Source organism: Halobacillus litoralis (assembly GCF_020524085.2).
In the GTDB taxonomy this organism is placed as follows: domain Bacteria; phylum Bacillota; class Bacilli; order Bacillales; family Halobacillaceae; genus Halobacillus; species Halobacillus litoralis_E.
The window spans coordinates 468,910-485,000 of record NZ_CP129016.1 but is presented as its reverse complement, the minus strand read 5'-3'; the positions used below and the strand labels follow the sequence as shown (position 1 = coordinate 485,000).

Sequence of the window (16,091 nt, the reverse complement as noted above, 5' to 3'; positions counted from 1 at the left end):
GAGTATGTGACGAATATCAAAAAGAATCACTCCATCCGTTTAATGCCTGCGATTGATCAGGTGATGAAGGAGACGGGGATGCAGCCGGACGACTTGGACAGAATTGCGGTCGCTCATGGGCCCGGTTCCTACACGGGTGTGCGGATCGGATTGACGACGGCAAAAACGATGGCATGGTCGCTCGGGATTCCCGTTGTGGGTGTATCGAGCTTAGAAGCTGTAGCGAGGCAGGGAGCCTTTTTCCAAGGATATGTCTGTCCGTTCTTTGATGCACGACGGGGACTCGTCTATACAGGTCTCTATCGTTCTGATATGACGCTTGAAATGGACGAGACGAACGTCTTAATGGAGGACTGGCTTTATCAATTGAAGGAAATGAATGAACCGGTACTTTTCCTCAGTCAAGATATAGCGGTGCATGAAGAAAAAATTGTCGAGATTCTTGGCGATCAGGCGGTTCTCCCGAAAGCTCCTTACCACTATGCACGGCCGGCCATCATTGCCTCTGTAGCAGAAGACAAGGAACCAGGACCGTTGCATGACCTTGTGCCGAACTACTTGCGAATTCCTGAGGCGGAAGCAAAATGGTTGGAGCAGCAGGGGAAGAAGTAAGATGGCGATAATAAGGAGAATGACGAAGGATGATGTAGGAGCTGTTATGGAAGTCGAAAAGGCTTCTTTTGCCGTACCATGGTCTGGGGAAACTTTTGAGAAAGAGATGGAAGACAATCCTTATGCGTATTATTATGTCGTACAAAAAGAGGACGATATCATTGGATACTGTGGTTTGTGGTTGATCATTGATGAAGCGCATGTCACGAACATCGCCATTCATCCGGACCATAGAGGAAACAAGTATGGAGAACGCTTGTTTCGTTATACGTGTAACGAAGCAATTGAGCATGGAGCGATCCAGCTGTCGCTTGAAGTGAGAGTTTCAAATACAGCCGCGCAGCATATGTACCGGAAGTTTGGCATGGTACCTGGAGGAATCAGAAAAAGGTACTACTCGGACAACGGTGAAGATGCGTTAGTGATGTGGGTGGGATTAAAATGAAGAAAGATCAATATATTTTAGCGATTGAGACGAGTTGTGATGAAACGGCCGTAGCGATTGTTAAAAATGAAACCGAACTGATTACAAACATTGTTGCTTCTCAAATTGAAAGTCATAAGCGTTTCGGTGGGGTGGTCCCGGAGATTGCCTCGAGACACCATATCGAACAGATGACGATCACACTTGAAGAAGCACTGGATGACGCGGGGATGACACTCGACGATATGGATGCCATTGCCGTGACGGAGGGACCTGGACTGGTCGGCGCTCTCCTTGTCGGTGTCAATGCAGCGAAATCGATCGCTTTTGCTAAACAGAAGCCTCTTGTTGGCGTGCATCATATTGCGGGTCACATTTATGCGAACCGCCTGGAAAAGGAATTTGAATTTCCACTCCTTTCCCTCGTCGTTTCTGGTGGGCATACGGAGCTTGTATTGATGCATGAGCATGGATCCTTTGAAATTATCGGTGAAACGCGAGATGATGCGGCAGGGGAAGCGTATGACAAAGTGGCACGAACCCTGAAGCTTCCATACCCAGGCGGACCTCAAATCGACCGTCTCGCGCAAGAAGGGGAAGAGAGCATCGATTTCCCTCGTGCCTGGCTTGAAGATGGGTCCTATGATTTCAGTTTCAGCGGATTGAAATCAGCAGTGATTAACCGTCTTCACAAAGCGAAGCAGAGGGATGAACACTTGAAACCTGAGGATGTTGCCGCAAGCTTTCAGGCGAGCGTGGTGGACGTGTTATCCACAAAAGCTTTCCTTGCTGCTGAGGAGTATGGTGTGAAACAAATGATTGTCGCAGGTGGTGTCGCTGCTAATAAAGGACTGAGAGCTGCGCTTCAGGAGAAGTTCGAAGGAAGCGAAACAGAATTGCTCATTCCACCGCTTCATTTGTGTACAGATAATGCCGCAATGATCGCTGCTGCTGGAGCGGTTGCGTACAATCAGGGACACCGGGCAGGATGGGATTTGAATGCCAATCCAGGGCTGGACCTAGAGCTCTTTGGTGCAAGAAAAAAATAAGGTCGTGAACGTGAACGATCAAAGCTCTCCTTTATAAATAAGGAGGGCTTTTCCCTTTTTAAAGGGTGTTGTGTATAAGTGAGAGCCTCATTAGAGGAAATATAATTATCCACATGTGTATAAACATACAGTGGATAATTCATCAGTGGATAAGTAGGAATAGGAAAGAAAACGGTACCAAAATTGTGGATAAATTTAATGTTTTTTGTGGATAATGTGCATAACCCTGTTGAAAACTGTTAATAACGCTATTCAACTGTTGAAAACTATGTGGATACTGAATCATCATTCATACACGCTTATGCATAGGACCTGCATGCATTATTAAAAAGTGAATATCCATCATCCTTTGTTTGGATTCACTCTAAGGAAGAGAAAACTCGTTCAAACACTTTTCATATGGAAAAAAATGGTGTACCAGGTCATCCATAATATGGATGACCTGGTACACCTCTTTCTGTCAGTGATCACTCATGGAGGGTTTCCCATTCTTCCAAGAGGGCTTCGAGTTTGGTTTGGAGCTGGTTGTTGTCTTCTGTGATTTCCAGTGATCTTTCGTGGTCCTGGTAGATGTCCGGGTCACAGAGGAGCGCTTCGTTTCCTTCGAGTCTCGCTTCCAGCTGTTCGATTTCTTCTTCGATCTCAGCGATGCGCCGGTTTTTCTTCCGTTCTTCACGCTTTGCCGCTTTGTCTTCTTCAAAGCTGTTCTTCTGCTGAGCTTCCTGCTTCTTCGGTTCGTTCTGAAGTCGTTCGGCTTCTTCGATTTGCTGCAACTCGTATTCTTCCTGCTTCTTATCTACATAGTAGTCATAATCACCAAGGAACAGACGAGTCTCTTCAGGATTCATTTCCACAACCTGTGTCGCAATCTTGTTGATAAAGTAACGGTCATGAGAAACGAACAAGAGCGTACCTGGATAATCCACAAGCGCTGCTTCTAATACTTCTTTACTGTCGAGGTCCAGGTGGTTGGTCGGCTCGTCCAAGATTAAGAAGTTTGCTTCCTGCATCATCAGTTTCGCTAAGGACAGTCTCGCTTTCTCTCCACCACTGAGTGCAGAGACAGGCTTCAGGACATCCTCACCTGAGAAAAGGAAATTGCCAAGGATGGTGCGGATATCTTTTTCGTTCTTCATCGGGTACTCGTCCCAAAGCTCGTTCAGGACGGTTTTCGTTGAGTTCAGCTTTGTCTGTTCCTGATCGTAGTAACCGATCTGCACGTTCGTACCGATCAGCTTTTCACCTTTCGACTGTTCCAAGTCGCCGATGAGTGTCTTCAATAACGTCGTCTTTCCGACACCGTTCGGTCCGACGAGCGCAACAGAATCTCCGCGGTTCAAGTCAAGGGACACATGATCGAAAAGGTAGTCGTCGCTGTCATCATATCGAAACGCATAGTTACGCAGCTTCAACACATCGTTACCGCTTCGTTTCGCTGTCTGGAAGCTGAACTTCGCCGATTGGTTGTCGTCCTTCGGTTTTTCAAGCTTGTCCATTTTCTCCAATTGCTTGCGACGGCTTTGTGCCCGTTTACTTGTTGTGGCACGGACGATGTTTTTCTGAATGAAATCTTCCATGCGCTTGATTTCTTCTTGCTGTTTCTCAAAGCGTTTGAGTTCCTGCTCGTAATCCGCTTCTTTCTTTTTTAAATAATCGCTGTAGTTGCCGTGGTAACGCTTGGATGATTGAAACGCGATTTCGTACACGGTATTGACGATCTTGTCCAGGAAGTAGCGGTCGTGCGAGACAATGACCACGGCTCCTTGATAGCCCTGCAGGTAACCTTCAAGCCAGCTCAGCGTATCGATGTCCAAGTGGTTCGTCGGCTCATCGAGGATCAGGACATCCGGACTTGTCAGCAAAAGCTTTCCGAGTGCCAGGCGTGTTTTTTGCCCGCCACTTAAGGAGTTGATCGGTGTATCCCAGTTGAAGTTTTTGAAGTTCAACCCGTTCAATACACCGCGGATATCCGCTTCATATTGGTACCCGCCTGCGGTCTTGAAGTATTCCTGCTTGCGGTCATAATCCGCTAACAGCTGCTGGTAGCGTTTTTGATCGTCAAGCAAGTCCGGATCCGCCATTTGCACTTCCATGGAGCGGAGCTCTTTTTCCAAGTCCTTCAGGTGGGTGAACACCTTCTCCATTTCGTTCCAAATGGTTTCCTCAGACTGCAGCCCCGTATTTTGGGCGAGGTATCCGATCGTCGTTTCTTTTGGTTTGAAAATATTGCCCTCATCGTGACTCATTTCACCTGCCATCATTTTGAGCAGGGTCGATTTTCCTGCTCCGTTCCGACCGACGATGGCGATCCGGTCGTTCATCTGCACTTCCAATTTGATATTCGATAAAATCAACTCGGCGCCGAAACGCTTCGTCAATTGGTTCAATTGCATGAGAATCATGTCGTTTCACCTCAATAAAATCAGTGTATCTCATCGGCGCGCCACCTAGCAACACAATGCTCTTGAAGTATGTGAAATCTTTAACGACTTCCGATTGATTTTTTGGTAGAATAAGAGTAGTGTTTCAATCAGTACAGTTAACAAAAAGGGGTAGAAGAAAATGGCGGAGTTCAGTCATTTTAATGATCAGGGCCGCGCCCGTATGGTGGATATTTCAGACAAAAAAGATTCCGTACGGACGGCTGTGGCAGCAACGAGTGTACAAGTGAATGAAGAGATTTATCATAAAATCACCAACCATGAGATAGGAAAAGGGGACGTGCTTTCCGTGGCTCAGGTCGCAGGGATCATGGCAGCGAAAAACACGTCCGACTGGATTCCGATGTGCCATCCGTTGTCGTTGAAAGGCATCGATGTGTCCTTCGATTGGGAAACAGAAGACCAGCCGACATTAAACATCGAGGTTTCTGTCAAGACGAAGGGAAGTACAGGGGTGGAAATGGAAGCGCTAACGGCCGCTTCAGCCACAGCCCTCACGGTTTACGATATGTGTAAAGCATTAGATAAAGGAATGGTCATCGGCCCGACCTACTTGAAAGAAAAGACGGGCGGGAAGAACGGCGACTACACGAGAAACAGATAAAGGAGTCCGGTGCTAATGGATATCGAACAAACGAAGATTCCACAGGCGACAGCGAAGCGGCTGCCGCTCTACTATCGCTTTTTGAACAACCTTCATACCTAGGGCAAACTGCGTGTGTCTTCGAAAGAACTGAGCGATGCGGTCAAAGTCGATTCAGCGACGATCCGCCGCGATTTTTCCTATTTCGGAGCACTCGGGAAAAAAGGGTACGGCTACAACGTCGAGTACTTGCTCTCCTTTTTCAGAAAGACGCTCGACCAGGATGAAACGACACGTGTCGCTTTGATCGGTGTCGGAAATCTGGGGACGGCATTTTTAAACTATAACTTCACGAAAAACAACAATACGAAAATCGAAATCGCTTTTGATGCGAATGAGGAGCGAATCGGTTCTGAGGTCGGGGGCGTCGGTGTCGAGCACATTGACGACTTAGAGGAAAAGCTCGGCGACATTTCCGTTGCCATCCTCACGGTCCCTTCATCTGCCGCTCAAGGGATTGCGGACAGGCTTGTGAAAGCGGGGATCTCAGGAATCCTCAACTTTACACCAGCGAGGATCAGCGTGCCATCGAATGTAAGGGTCCATCATATCGACCTTGCCATCGAGCTGCAGGCCCTCGTCTATTTCCTGAAGCACTATCCACTGAACGAAGGGGAAGTGGAAGAAGACCAATAAGAAAGATAAACGAGTGTGAAATCATCTGGTTTCTCACTCGTTTTTTTAGGGGGGTAGGAATTTGGAAACGTTCACGGTTGGATCAGAAACAGATAGATTGGTTATCAAACTTGAAAAAAGGGATTATGAAAGCTGGCTGCATGGATTCGAGAGTCGGCTCCCGTCCAAGCACCGGCATGATGAAGGACAGATAGATATGAGTGAATGTACGAAAGAATGGTTTGGTGAACTGGTGGAGAAACACCAGCAGCTGGCTGTAGAGGATACCGCGTACGTCTTAGGCATTTTTCAGAAGGAAGATCATACACACGTGGGGATGATTGATTTCTCTACCTTAGTAAGATATGACTTTCAGTGGGGAAGAATCGGGTATGCCTTACATAACCAACATTGGCAGAAGGGCTTTGGAAAAGAAGCAATAGCAGAAGCATTACAGATCGCTTTTCATCAATTGAATTACCACCGAATCGAGGCCCATATCAACTTGGATAACTCGCCCTCCATCAAACTGGCGGAAAGTATCGGGTTAGAGTATGAGTGCACTAGAAAAGGGTTCATTCATGAGTTTGGGGAGTGGACGGACAACTTGATCTACTATAAGAACGCAGAATAAAAGAAGCTCAGCCTAACGCTGAGCTTCTTTTATATTATTCTGTATTCTCTTTCCAGCTTTTGTCCATCAGCATCTTGCCAGGCCATGTGTAGGCCATAATGCCACCATCCGCAGTAATATCTTCTCCTGTCACATAGGAACTTTCATCCGAGGCAAGGAAAAGGGCGACATTGGCCATTTCTTCCGGACGCCCCAGCCTTCCCATCGGTGTGACCCATTTATTTGCTTCACGGAATTCTCGGCCTTCTTCTTCCTGTTTCGTTCCGGCAAGCTCTTGAACGAGTGGCGTTTCGATGGTACCTGGGGAAATTGAATTGACACGGATCCCTTCACGCGCATAGTCGATCGCCATCGCTCTCGTGAAGTTCGTAATCCCGCCTTTCGCTGCGTTGTATCCGGAGCGATCGAGATCCGCAGCCTGGCCGGACATGGACGATGTATTGATGACAGAGCCACCATTTTCAAGCATAAGCGGGAGGATGTATTTGCTCGTCAAAAAAGTTCCTCTCAAGTCTACAGCGATGATTTGATCAAACAGCTCGACCGGATATTCGTGGACCTTTCCGCCTTCTTGATCGACGCCTGCATTGTTGAACAGGATGTCGACCTTCCCGTAATGCTCTTCTACGTAATTGGCAAACTGCTGGACACTGCCTACATCGGAAACATCAAGCTCTACGGCTTCTGCTTTTCCACCTTCGCTCTCCACTTCATCCACTGTTTTCTGTACTTCTTCTACATTGATATCCCCGCAGATGACCTTTGCTCCTTCACTGGCGAATCGTTTTACGGTCGCCGCACCGATCCCGGTTGCAGAGCCGGTGACGACAGCGATTTTATTATCTAAACGTCCCATATTAAAGACCTCCTTTTGTCGTTGGTATGACTTTTACCCCCTTATAGAAACGTCGTAAACCTTTGACAGCACAGAAGGCGCTTACAGTCGAAACATGCGGAATCATGGTTAGCGAACAGCTGAGGTGGTATAGTAAAGAATAGTTCGCGTATCGAAAGAAAGCAGGTGAGACAATGAGTAAACTGCCTCATAAATGGCTTGTGGTCGTGTCTGTCCTGTTCGGGACGTTCACGGTTATCTTGAACAATAGTATGCTGAACCCGATCCTGCCGCGGTTCATCGAGATTTTTGAATCGGATGCCGTCGCGGTCGGGTGGATACTGACGATCTTCATGGTATCGATGGGGATGACGATGCCGCTCACCGGCTATTTCGGTGACCGGTTCGGGAAAAAGAAAGTGTACCTCGTCGGACTCTGTATTTTCCTTGCAGGCTCCACGCTCGGATTCTTTTCATCGACGCTTGGTATGGTCATCCTATCCCGGGCGATTCAGGGTATGGCCGGAGGATTGATGATGCCGATCGCCATGGCACTCATCTTTAATTCGTTTCCACGTTATGAACGGGGGCTTGCGGTCGGAGTGTACGGCGTCGCCGCTATGGTCGCACCAGCCATCGGACCGACTATTGGTGGATTTCTCATCCAGTACCTCGACTGGCCGTGGTTATTCGCCTTCAATATTCCGTTCGGACTGACTGGACTTATTTTATCTTCGAAATTTCTCGAACGTACGGAAACGAATCCGGCGAAGCGGTTTGACCTTGTCGGTTTCATCATTATTGCGGCAGGCATTGGCTCGGTGCTGTTTGCCTTAGGAAGGGGAAGGACGCTTGAGACGTTGTTCGATCCCTTGAACATTGCATTGATTGTGGGTGGACTGATTGCGATCGTCCTTTTCGTTTTTTACGAAAACCGCCAGGAGGACCCACTGTTGAACTTGTCCGTCTTTAAAGTGCCGACCTATTCCGTTTCCATCGTCGTCACTTCAGCTGCATCCATTGGCTTGTTCTCAGGAATCTTCCTACTGCCATTACTGATCCAAAATGTGTACGGTCTGAACGAAGTGATGACTGGCCTGTTGTTTCTACCGGCCGCAGCCGCGAGCGGGGTGTTCATGTCGATCGGAGGACGTATTCTTGATAAGAAAGGCCCGAAATACGTCGTGCCACCAGGACTTACGATTATGGCGCTCGCGACCCTCGGTTTGAGCTTTTTACAGCTGTCCACCCCGTACTGGCTGATTCTTTTGTTGAACACAGTGAGAGGTCTCGGGATGGGAATGGGAAATATGCCGGCGACCACATCCGGTATGAACAGCATTCCGGAACATCTTGTTGCTCAAGGATCTGCCATGAACAACATCATTCGGCAGATTTCCTCTTCGCTGGGTATCGTGTTTTTCTCCATTTATTATGAAGTAAGACGTGCGCAAGTATCTGCGAATCCGGATATCGATATGCAGGCCGCCACCCTGCAGACGCTCAATGAAGCGTTTCTTGTATCTGCGATTGTGCTGATCATCGCGATTCCGTTTTCTTTCATATTAAAAGGTGTGCAGGATGAAGAGGAGTAGGAAGCGTAGAAAAAAGCAGGTCCACGAGTGTGGACCTGCTTTTTTTGCGACATTACTTCTTTTTTGAATTTTTAATCTTGTTGTGTAGATTGATAAGCCGGATCGCTACGGCAATGTTGAATGTCGCGACAATGGCCAGGATGATGGTCATCGCATTCCACACCGTCTCTTCTGCCGACTGTGCGGCGATGTACGTGAATGCTACCCCCATCATCATGTAAAGAAAAGCCATGAATAAGGGTGATGTTCTCATATTATAAAAAGCCTCCAATAAAGATGGTCTCCAGCTGTTCCTGCATGCGGCGGATATCCTCTTCAGTGAGGAAGTACTGCGAAACGACAACAAACGAGTTCATTGCCATATGAGCCACGATTGGTGTAATAATTCGTTTAGTTTTGACATAAAGGAAGGCGAAAACGACTCCCATGGAGAAGTAAACTAACATGTGGCTGAAATCGAAATGGAACGCTCCGAAGACGAGAGCGGATACGAGAACAGCCAGCCAGAAATTCGTCCGCTTATAAATCGAACCGAAGATGATCTTACGGAAAATGATCTCTTCCGTAATCGGTGCAAACACGACAGGAAGGAGGATGAACAACGGCGATTCACGGGCGATTTCCATCAATCCCATCGTATTCTCAGATCCCGGCGATACACCGAACAATTCACGTTCAATGGTCGCAGCAATGGCTTGGGCGAACAAGGCTAAAAAGACACCGGCAATCGACCAGAGAACGACTTTCCCCGGACCTGCTTTATCCTCACTCCGGGCTAGAGCATCCTGTGGATCGCGGCGGAGCAGGAGAAGGATGATGATGGTGGCAATCGTAAAACTGAACACAGACCAGACGGCAATCGCATCGAAGCGGGACATCCCCGCAGCCTTGACGAGAACCGGGACAGCCGCAATGGCAGAAATCTGTGTGATGAGATAGGTCACAATGATGTACCAATAATGTTTCGGCATAAAGGCACGACTCCTTTTATAAATACCTTTTAATAGCTTCAATATACATACTTTATGTATTCTATCACAGTTTCAAAACCAGACGTAAGGAATAAGGGTCAGTGTAAGAATTTTGTCGAAAAAGAAGTGCAAAATTTCTATAGTTTCTACTTGAAAAACGATAGGGAATTGCTTATTATAATAATTGTGTTAGCACTCATCATCAACGAGTGCTAATAAACGACAAAAATTTGAAACAACCATATCAAGGAGGGTGTCCTAATTGTTAAAGCCACTTGGTGATCGTATTGTTATTGAACTAGTTGAAGAAGAGCAAACTACTGCGAGCGGAATTGTACTTCCGGACTCTGCGAAAGAAAAGCCACTAGAAGGTAAAGTTGTTGCTGTCGGCACAGGCCGCATCACAGACAACGGTGAAAAAGTAGCACTGGAAGTCGCACAAGGCGACCGCGTGATCTATTCTAAATTCGCAGGTACAGAAGTGAAGTATGAAGGCAGCGAATACTTGATTCTGCGCGAATCAGATGTACTAGCTGTGATCCAGTAGTCACTTTCCTATAAAAATACTTAAGAGATACGATTTTAATGAGGAGGGCATTTTAAATGGCTAAAGAAATCAAATTTAGTGAAGACGCACGCCGCTCTATGCTGCGTGGTGTAGATACATTAGCAAATGCTGTTAAAGTTACACTTGGACCAAAAGGACGTAACGTCGTATTGGATAAGAAGTTCGGTTCTCCACTCATCACAAACGATGGTGTGACCATCGCTAAAGAAATCGAATTGGAAGACCACTTCGAAAACATGGGTGCACAACTCGTTTCTGAAGTAGCTTCTAAAACAAACGATGTTGCTGGTGACGGTACAACGACAGCAACGGTTCTTGCACAGGCAATGATCCGTGAAGGTCTTAAAAACGTAACATCCGGTGCGAACCCAGTCGGTATTCGTAAAGGTATCGAGAAAGCGACAGCTGTAGCGACAGAAGAGCTTCGCAAAATCTCTAAACCTATCGAAGGCCGCGATTCAATTGCACAAGTAGCAAGCATCTCTGCTGCTGACAATGAAGTCGGCCAGTTGATCGCTGAAGCGATGGAGCGCGTAGGTAACGACGGTGTTATCACAATCGAAGAATCTAAAGGTTTCAACACAGAACTAGAAGTGGTTGAAGGTATGCAGTTCGACCGCGGCTATGCTTCTCCATACATGGTCACTGACCAAGATAAGATGGAAGCGGTTCTTGAAGATCCTTACATTCTAATTACAGATAAGAAGATCAACAACATCCAGGAAGTCCTTCCTGTACTTGAGCAAGTGGTCCAACAATCCAAGCCACTTCTATTGATCTCTGAAGACGTTGAAGGCGAAGCACTTGCAACGCTTGTTGTGAACAAACTTCGCGGTACATTCAACGCGGTAGCTGTTAAGGCTCCTGGATTCGGTGACCGTCGTAAATCGATGCTTGAAGATATCGCAACACTTACTGGCGGCCAGGTAATCACAGAAGATCTTGGGCTAGAATTGAAGAATACAACAATCGACCAGCTTGGACGTGCGTCTAAAGCAGTCATTACAAAAGAAAACACAACAATCGTTGAAGGTGCAGGAAACCCTGAGCAGATCTCTTCCCGTGTTGCTCAAATCCGTGCACAGTCAGAAGAAACAACTTCTGAATTCGATAAAGAAAAACTACAAGAGCGCCTTGCAAAACTTTCCGGCGGCGTAGCTGTCATCAAAGTAGGCGCGGCAACAGAAACAGAATTGAAAGAGCGTAAACTACGTATCGAAGACGCCCTGAACTCTACGCGAGCAGCAGTAGAAGAAGGAATCGTTGCCGGTGGTGGTACAGCGCTTGTAAACATCATCAACTCTGTGGAAGGCCTTGGCCTAGTAGACGACGAAGCAACAGGTGCAAGCATCGTTCTACGTGCGCTTGAAGAGCCGGTTCGCCAAATCGTTCACAACGCAGGTCTTGAAGGATCCATCATCGTTGAGCGTCTGAAAGCTGAAGAAGTCGGCGTAGGCTTCAACGCTGCCACAGGCGAATGGGTGAACATGGTTGAACAAGGTATCGTTGACCCTACAAAAGTTACACGTTCTGCGCTTCAAAACGCAGCATCCGTAGCCGCTATGTTCTTGACAACAGAAGCGGTAGTCGCTGATCATCCAGAAGAGGATAATGGCGGCGGCATGCCTGACATGGGTGGCATGGGCGGAATGGGCGGCATGATGTAATAACGCTCAAACCACTTATGTAATAGGTTTTCTTTCTGCATTACAAATAAGTTTTGACTGGATTTTTCTAGAAAAAGTTTGAAACACACAAAAAAGTCTGGCTGGAAACTCTTCAAGTAATGTATAAATAGTTAGTAATTAAAGGACTACTTCCTAAATAAAGGAGGTAGTCCTTTTTTGCTTTTAAAATTTGCATTTCAGGTTTTTTAGAAGACCGTAAATTCTAGCCTTGTAAAAACATTTCTAAGAGAGTGGCAAAACTATGGTAATAATGGTGGAGCGATAAATACAAAATTACAACGAATCAGGGCATTTTTAAATTATTTGGTTGAAGAAGGTGTCATTAAGGAAAATGTAGTTTCTCAATTGCTTGGTATAGATTTCAGAGGCATAGAGGCCCCATATGAGAGCTAATATTTCGTGGGGATTGATAAAACTATCTAAGTAACAAGTCCTTTTCGTAGGAGCTGTATTTAACTTCGTTACAATCCAAATAACTTTTTCCAAAAGGATTTGTTTTTTAATTCCCTCTACTTTATTTCGGGCATCTGGCCATCGTAAACCGAGTGAACGATGGCACCTGCCACTGTTCCGAACGCCAACAGAAAAAATAGCAGATATTATTAATATCTAAAGTCCCATAGCCGAATGGTTTATACATTCAAGAAACCTAGGTGTGGAAAGGGACGAATGCACACCTCTTTTCCTATAGTTCTTTTATTAGTTTTTGTTCAAAGTAAAGAATGTATAACTTTTGACAATACTACAGCCCTTGATGATGTGGTATTGTACTTGTACGGAGACGAATATTTTACGATGAATTTTCTTTGATGAACATCAACATTGGGAAGCCTTTAAGAACAAATATGGAGCTAAGATCCGGCCAGTCGTGCAAAAGAAAGTGGAGAAGTTTCGAGATTATGGAAATTTTAAAAAGGGTTTTAAGCTTTTAGTATAGGAATAGATACACTAAACATACTGTAATACGAATTGAGGTGACCGAGTGGAGCGTACAGAGGACTTGATTGAGTTATGTTTATTAATGGGGAAGATCATGCAACAAAATGGAGCGGAAACCTATCGTGTGGAAGATACGATGACGCGGATTGCCCAATCTTTCGGACGGGATGAATCCCAAAGTTATGTAACACCTACTGGGATTATGTTTACGATTAGCCCTGGTGCCCATGCAAAATTAGTAAGAGTTTCGGCACGAGAGACAAATCTCGAGAAAGTGAACCTTGCGAATAATGTCTCCAGAAAGATTGCAAGTGGGGAAATGTCTACTCACGTAGCGTATAAAGAGCTCAGAAAGATTGAAACCAGTCCTACAGACTATTCCATGCTCATGCAAATCATCTCTGCCACGTTAGCGAGTGGTTTCTTTACTATCATGTTTCAGGGGAGCTGGTACGATTTCCTGCCAGCCTGCTTAGCAGGAGGACTGGGGTTTATTGCATTGATTAACTTTATTCGATTATTTGAAATTAAATTCGTTGCTGAATTCGTTGCTTCGTTGTTGATCGGTTTTACAGCCTTCTCCCTTTTTTCATTCGGTATTGGGAAGGAAGTTGATAAGATCGTTGTCGGTTCAATCATGCCGTTGGTCCCTGGTCTTGCTCATCACCAACGCTGTAAGAGATTTGATGGCAGGTCATCTTATCTCAGGACTCGCCAAGGGGGGCGGAGGCCTTTTTAACGGCTTTTGCAATTGGGGCAGGTATTGCTGTTATGTTTGCACTATTTTAGAGATCGTGAGGAATGACTATGTGGATTGAATATGCCATAGCAAGCTTTTTTGCATCAGCTGCCTTTGGAATCATCTATCAGGCGCCAAGAAATACGCTCGTCAAATGTGGTCTCGTCGGCATGGTTGGTTGGATGATTTACGCATTCTTAGTATGGAAAGAAGTCGACACTGTCCCGGCTACACTCATCGCCTCCTTTGTTATTGCCCTGGTCAGCCAGACGCTGGCAAGGAGATTCAAAACGCCTATGATTATATTTAGCGTACCAGGGATTATTCCTCTCGTACCAGGAAGTCTCGCTTATGACGCGATGCGGAACTTTGTACAAAATGACTACAGCGCCGCTATCTCTATTGCAGCGAAAGCTTTTATGATATCCGGTGCCATTGCATTTGGGCTCGTGTTCTCGGAAGTGCTTAACCAGATTATAAAAAAGGTGAAACAGACAAAAGCGCAAGTGAGGTAATGGGTGACTCTCACTTGCGCTTTTGTTTGTCTTTATAATCCACTGGATTAATCCTTGTTTTGGCATTCAGCTATAAAGTCATTTGCCGTGCTATAAAGGGCTGTATGGCCTTGTGTAAGGACTTCTACTGTCATGGAAGTTCGCCCTACAACTCAAACAGTACTCATCTCAAAGCAGTGTTAGATTGATTCCAGAGACATGAAAAAATTATCTAGGTGATGTTAGTGAGACTGGATTATGACTGGATACAGTTCATAAAGTATTAAAAGTTATTGTATTTTATAAATTAACTTTGCGATGGAAACCATAGTATAATTAGGTTTTGTAGGTCTTATTATTGTCCTATTAAATAGCTGAGTGAATGGGCGGCATGATGTAAGTTTGCCTGCCCAACCCTTAATACAGAGGGGATTTATGTAAGATAAGAGTGAAATGCTAATATTTTGCTAACATTGTTTTTTTTAACGGAGGCTTCTCATTAGTTCGCTGAACTTTTGGGAAGCTTCTTTTTTTATTTCTTGCGTGACATGGAGATACACATCTTTTGTAATCTGATCATCTGAATGGCCACGCCTATCCATGATTTGTTCAAGTGAGACACCCGCTTCGGCTAATAGTGATGTGCGCGTATGCCTTAATGATTGAGGTGTTAGCTCTGAGTTTAGATCTGCAAATTTTAACAACCTCCCACTCTATTCTGAATGGTTTTAATGCCAATCGGGTAGCCATGTTGCCGGGCCATTTTTGCAATAACAAACCTTTTGTTGTAGTAAGACGCAACAGGCAGATGATACGAGCCTTCACCGACCTATCGTTCGACCTTATTATGAAAGTGGTGCTATAAGATGGATTGGTTCAAGGTGGCCCAACAGGACTACGAAATCTACTCAGACACAAATCGTATTCCACAATATGTAAATTCCAACAAAATCACCGAAACGCAGTAGAAATCACAGGAGGAACACTTCCTGCCACGTAAACAAAATCTACTACTTAACGAATAACATTCGTAATAATTTGAATGTAATATCCAATTTAATGTAATATAGGAAACTAGAAGGATATTGAGGGATAATATAGAATCTCTTAATAGAGTGTCAGTGATAAAAGGGGTTATTTAGATGAGTGAAGACATCAGACGATTGGATATGACTTTAGAAAAAGTACTAATTGAAGTAAGGTACGATAAATCTTTACTGTTCGATGAGATTAGGCAGCTGAATGAGATTGCAAAACAATCAAAACATATCTTTACCAAGTTTGGAAGAGATGAGAGAAACGGAGCATTGCGTCTTCTAAACCCTAACAAAGAATACTTTGGTCATGTATTTTCAGATAGGGCATCAGTTGATATTGATAATCCGGAATCTTATGAGGAATTTGTCGAGATTTCCAGTCAAACGATTAATGAAATTTCAAATAAATTAGAAATAGATGAATTTGGCCGGATAGGAGTTCGTTTCTTTGTAGGTAAGCAGTTTCCTTCTACTGAAGCAGCTTGGGAATGTATCAAGAGCAAGCTTTTGGATATGGAAGACGTTTTCGAGGGAGAAACAGTTGAACACCCTAACATTCAGTTCGTTTTTGTGCGAGGAGATGTACGATTAAATGTTAGTGTAAGAGTAGAGTCTGTAACTTCAATCACCTTTGAGATGCCCACCGGGTCCCAGAAGGGAGAAAGTAAGGATATGATTCTGTTTGACATTGATGTATATAGCCAGAGAACGGTCAAATCGGGTGAAAGTGCTGAGTTTTATCAAGAAGCACACGGTTATGCCATCGACTTACTAGGTCGATTTGATAGTAAATTGAGAGGATGAGTA

At 45.2% G+C, this 16,091-nt stretch carries 15 protein-coding genes and 3 pseudogenes (1 of these 18 running past the window's edge); 13 read left to right on the top strand and 5 right to left on the bottom strand.

Annotated features, from left to right (window positions below; translation table 11 throughout):
• The 3 genes in view from tsaB to tsaD are tightly spaced (at most 1 nt apart) and all read left to right on the top strand, a layout consistent with a single transcriptional unit that may run on beyond the window.
• Window positions 1–612, top strand: the 3' portion of a protein-coding gene (tsaB, locus tag LC065_RS02480) for a tRNA (adenosine(37)-N6)-threonylcarbamoyltransferase complex dimerization subunit type 1 TsaB (RefSeq protein WP_226593585.1). It extends 75 nt beyond the left edge of the window; the window shows 612 of its 687 coding nt (coding positions 76–687); the start codon falls outside the window, past its left edge; its stop codon occupies window positions 610–612.
• Window position 613: 1 nt separating this feature from the next.
• Entirely contained in the window at window positions 614–1,057 is a 444-nt protein-coding gene (gene rimI, locus LC065_RS02475; RefSeq protein ID WP_226593587.1) for a ribosomal protein S18-alanine N-acetyltransferase, read from the top strand.
• Window positions 1,054–2,085, top strand: coding sequence for a tRNA (adenosine(37)-N6)-threonylcarbamoyltransferase complex transferase subunit TsaD (tsaD, locus tag LC065_RS02470; protein WP_226593589.1), 1,032 nt, complete (start codon window positions 1,054–1,056; stop codon window positions 2,083–2,085). The genes rimI and tsaD overlap by 4 nt, the downstream gene beginning before the upstream one ends.
• A gap of 467 nt (window positions 2,086–2,552) precedes the next feature.
• Here the strand turns inward: tsaD and LC065_RS02465 are convergent, their stop codons facing one another.
• Entirely contained in the window at window positions 2,553–4,487 is a 1,935-nt protein-coding gene (locus LC065_RS02465) for an ABC-F family ATP-binding cassette domain-containing protein (RefSeq protein WP_226593591.1), read from the bottom strand.
• A 160-nt stretch (window positions 4,488–4,647) separates the two neighbouring features.
• On the opposite strand from LC065_RS02465, the gene moaC reads away from it, so the two are divergent.
• From moaC to LC065_RS02450, 3 genes and pseudogenes are all read left to right on the top strand, one after another.
• Window positions 4,648–5,130 (top strand): cyclic pyranopterin monophosphate synthase MoaC, encoded by a 483-nt coding sequence (gene moaC, locus LC065_RS02460; RefSeq protein ID WP_226593593.1) that lies wholly within the window; start codon window positions 4,648–4,650, stop codon window positions 5,128–5,130.
• 15 nt (window positions 5,131–5,145) lie between these two features.
• Window positions 5,146–5,805: pseudogene (locus tag LC065_RS02455) on the top strand (redox-sensing transcriptional repressor Rex).
• 61 nt (window positions 5,806–5,866) lie between these two features.
• Window positions 5,867–6,418 (top strand): GNAT family N-acetyltransferase, encoded by a 552-nt coding sequence (locus LC065_RS02450; protein WP_306163736.1) that lies wholly within the window; start codon window positions 5,867–5,869, stop codon window positions 6,416–6,418.
• Window positions 6,419–6,452: 34 nt separating this feature from the next.
• Here LC065_RS02450 and LC065_RS02445 read toward each other — a convergent pair whose 3' ends face one another.
• Window positions 6,453–7,274 (bottom strand): SDR family oxidoreductase, encoded by an 822-nt coding sequence (locus LC065_RS02445; protein WP_226593599.1) that lies wholly within the window; start codon window positions 7,272–7,274, stop codon window positions 6,453–6,455.
• A gap of 173 nt (window positions 7,275–7,447) precedes the next feature.
• Here LC065_RS02445 and LC065_RS02440 point away from each other — a divergent pair, with 173 nt between their 5' ends.
• Window positions 7,448–8,848: an MDR family MFS transporter gene (locus LC065_RS02440; RefSeq protein WP_226593601.1), complete on the top strand. Its 1,401-nt coding sequence runs from the start codon at window positions 7,448–7,450 to the stop codon at window positions 8,846–8,848.
• Window positions 8,849–8,900: 52 nt separating this feature from the next.
• Here the strand turns inward: LC065_RS02440 and LC065_RS02435 are convergent, their stop codons facing one another.
• Window positions 8,901–9,101: a YdiK family protein gene (locus LC065_RS02435; protein ID WP_226593603.1), complete on the bottom strand. Its 201-nt coding sequence runs from the start codon at window positions 9,099–9,101 to the stop codon at window positions 8,901–8,903.
• Window position 9,102: 1 nt separating this feature from the next.
• A complete protein-coding gene (locus tag LC065_RS02430; protein ID WP_226593605.1) occupies window positions 9,103–9,819 on the bottom strand; it encodes a CPBP family intramembrane glutamic endopeptidase in 717 nt (238 codons plus the stop codon).
• A 262-nt stretch (window positions 9,820–10,081) separates the two neighbouring features.
• Here LC065_RS02430 and groES point away from each other — a divergent pair, with 262 nt between their 5' ends.
• The 5 genes and pseudogenes from groES to LC065_RS02410 all read left to right on the top strand — a co-directional run bounded on the left by groES (window position 10,082) and on the right by LC065_RS02410 (window position 14,268).
• Entirely contained in the window at window positions 10,082–10,366 is a 285-nt protein-coding gene (gene groES, locus LC065_RS02425; protein WP_089654972.1) for a co-chaperone GroES, read from the top strand.
• 56 nt (window positions 10,367–10,422) lie between these two features.
• A complete protein-coding gene (groL, locus tag LC065_RS02420) occupies window positions 10,423–12,054 on the top strand; it encodes a chaperonin GroEL (RefSeq protein WP_226593607.1) in 1,632 nt (543 codons plus the stop codon).
• An 820-nt stretch (window positions 12,055–12,874) separates the two neighbouring features.
• Window positions 12,875–13,009: pseudogene (locus LC065_RS20650) on the top strand (IS91 family transposase); the annotation flags it as partial.
• An 87-nt stretch (window positions 13,010–13,096) separates the two neighbouring features.
• Window positions 13,097–13,803, top strand: a pseudogene (locus LC065_RS02415) (threonine/serine exporter family protein).
• 18 nt (window positions 13,804–13,821) lie between these two features.
• The gene (locus LC065_RS02410; RefSeq protein WP_226593609.1) at window positions 13,822–14,268 is read left to right on the top strand and encodes a threonine/serine exporter family protein; all 447 of its coding nucleotides are present in this window, start codon (window positions 13,822–13,824) and stop codon (window positions 14,266–14,268) included.
• Window positions 14,269–14,729: 461 nt separating this feature from the next.
• On the opposite strand, the gene LC065_RS02405 is transcribed toward LC065_RS02410, so the two are convergent.
• Window positions 14,730–14,951, bottom strand: coding sequence for a tyrosine-type recombinase/integrase (locus tag LC065_RS02405; RefSeq protein ID WP_226593611.1), 222 nt, complete (start codon window positions 14,949–14,951; stop codon window positions 14,730–14,732).
• A gap of 438 nt (window positions 14,952–15,389) precedes the next feature.
• On the opposite strand from LC065_RS02405, the gene LC065_RS02400 reads away from it, so the two are divergent.
• Window positions 15,390–16,088, top strand: coding sequence for a hypothetical protein (locus tag LC065_RS02400; RefSeq protein ID WP_226593613.1), 699 nt, complete (start codon window positions 15,390–15,392; stop codon window positions 16,086–16,088).
• The last annotated feature ends 3 nt before the right edge of the window (window positions 16,089–16,091 follow it).

Coding starts and splice junctions, on each gene's coding strand:
- rimI (WP_226593587.1), top strand. CDS start 614: ATGGCGATAATAAGGAGAATGACGAAGGATGATGTAGGAGCTGTTATG.
- tsaD (WP_226593589.1), top strand. CDS start 1,054: ATGAAGAAAGATCAATATATTTTAGCGATTGAGACGAGTTGTGATGAA.
- LC065_RS02465 (WP_226593591.1), bottom strand. CDS start 4,487: ATGATTCTCATGCAATTGAACCAATTGACGAAGCGTTTCGGCGCCGAG.
- moaC (WP_226593593.1), top strand. CDS start 4,648: ATGGCGGAGTTCAGTCATTTTAATGATCAGGGCCGCGCCCGTATGGTG.
- LC065_RS02445 (WP_226593599.1), bottom strand. CDS start 7,274: ATGGGACGTTTAGATAATAAAATCGCTGTCGTCACCGGCTCTGCAACC.
- LC065_RS02440 (WP_226593601.1), top strand. CDS start 7,448: ATGAGTAAACTGCCTCATAAATGGCTTGTGGTCGTGTCTGTCCTGTTC.
- LC065_RS02435 (WP_226593603.1), bottom strand. CDS start 9,101: ATGAGAACATCACCCTTATTCATGGCTTTTCTTTACATGATGATGGGG.
- LC065_RS02430 (WP_226593605.1), bottom strand. CDS start 9,819: ATGCCGAAACATTATTGGTACATCATTGTGACCTATCTCATCACACAG.
- groL (WP_226593607.1), top strand. CDS start 10,423: ATGGCTAAAGAAATCAAATTTAGTGAAGACGCACGCCGCTCTATGCTG.
- LC065_RS02410 (WP_226593609.1), top strand. CDS start 13,822: ATGTGGATTGAATATGCCATAGCAAGCTTTTTTGCATCAGCTGCCTTT.
- LC065_RS02400 (WP_226593613.1), top strand. CDS start 15,390: ATGAGTGAAGACATCAGACGATTGGATATGACTTTAGAAAAAGTACTA.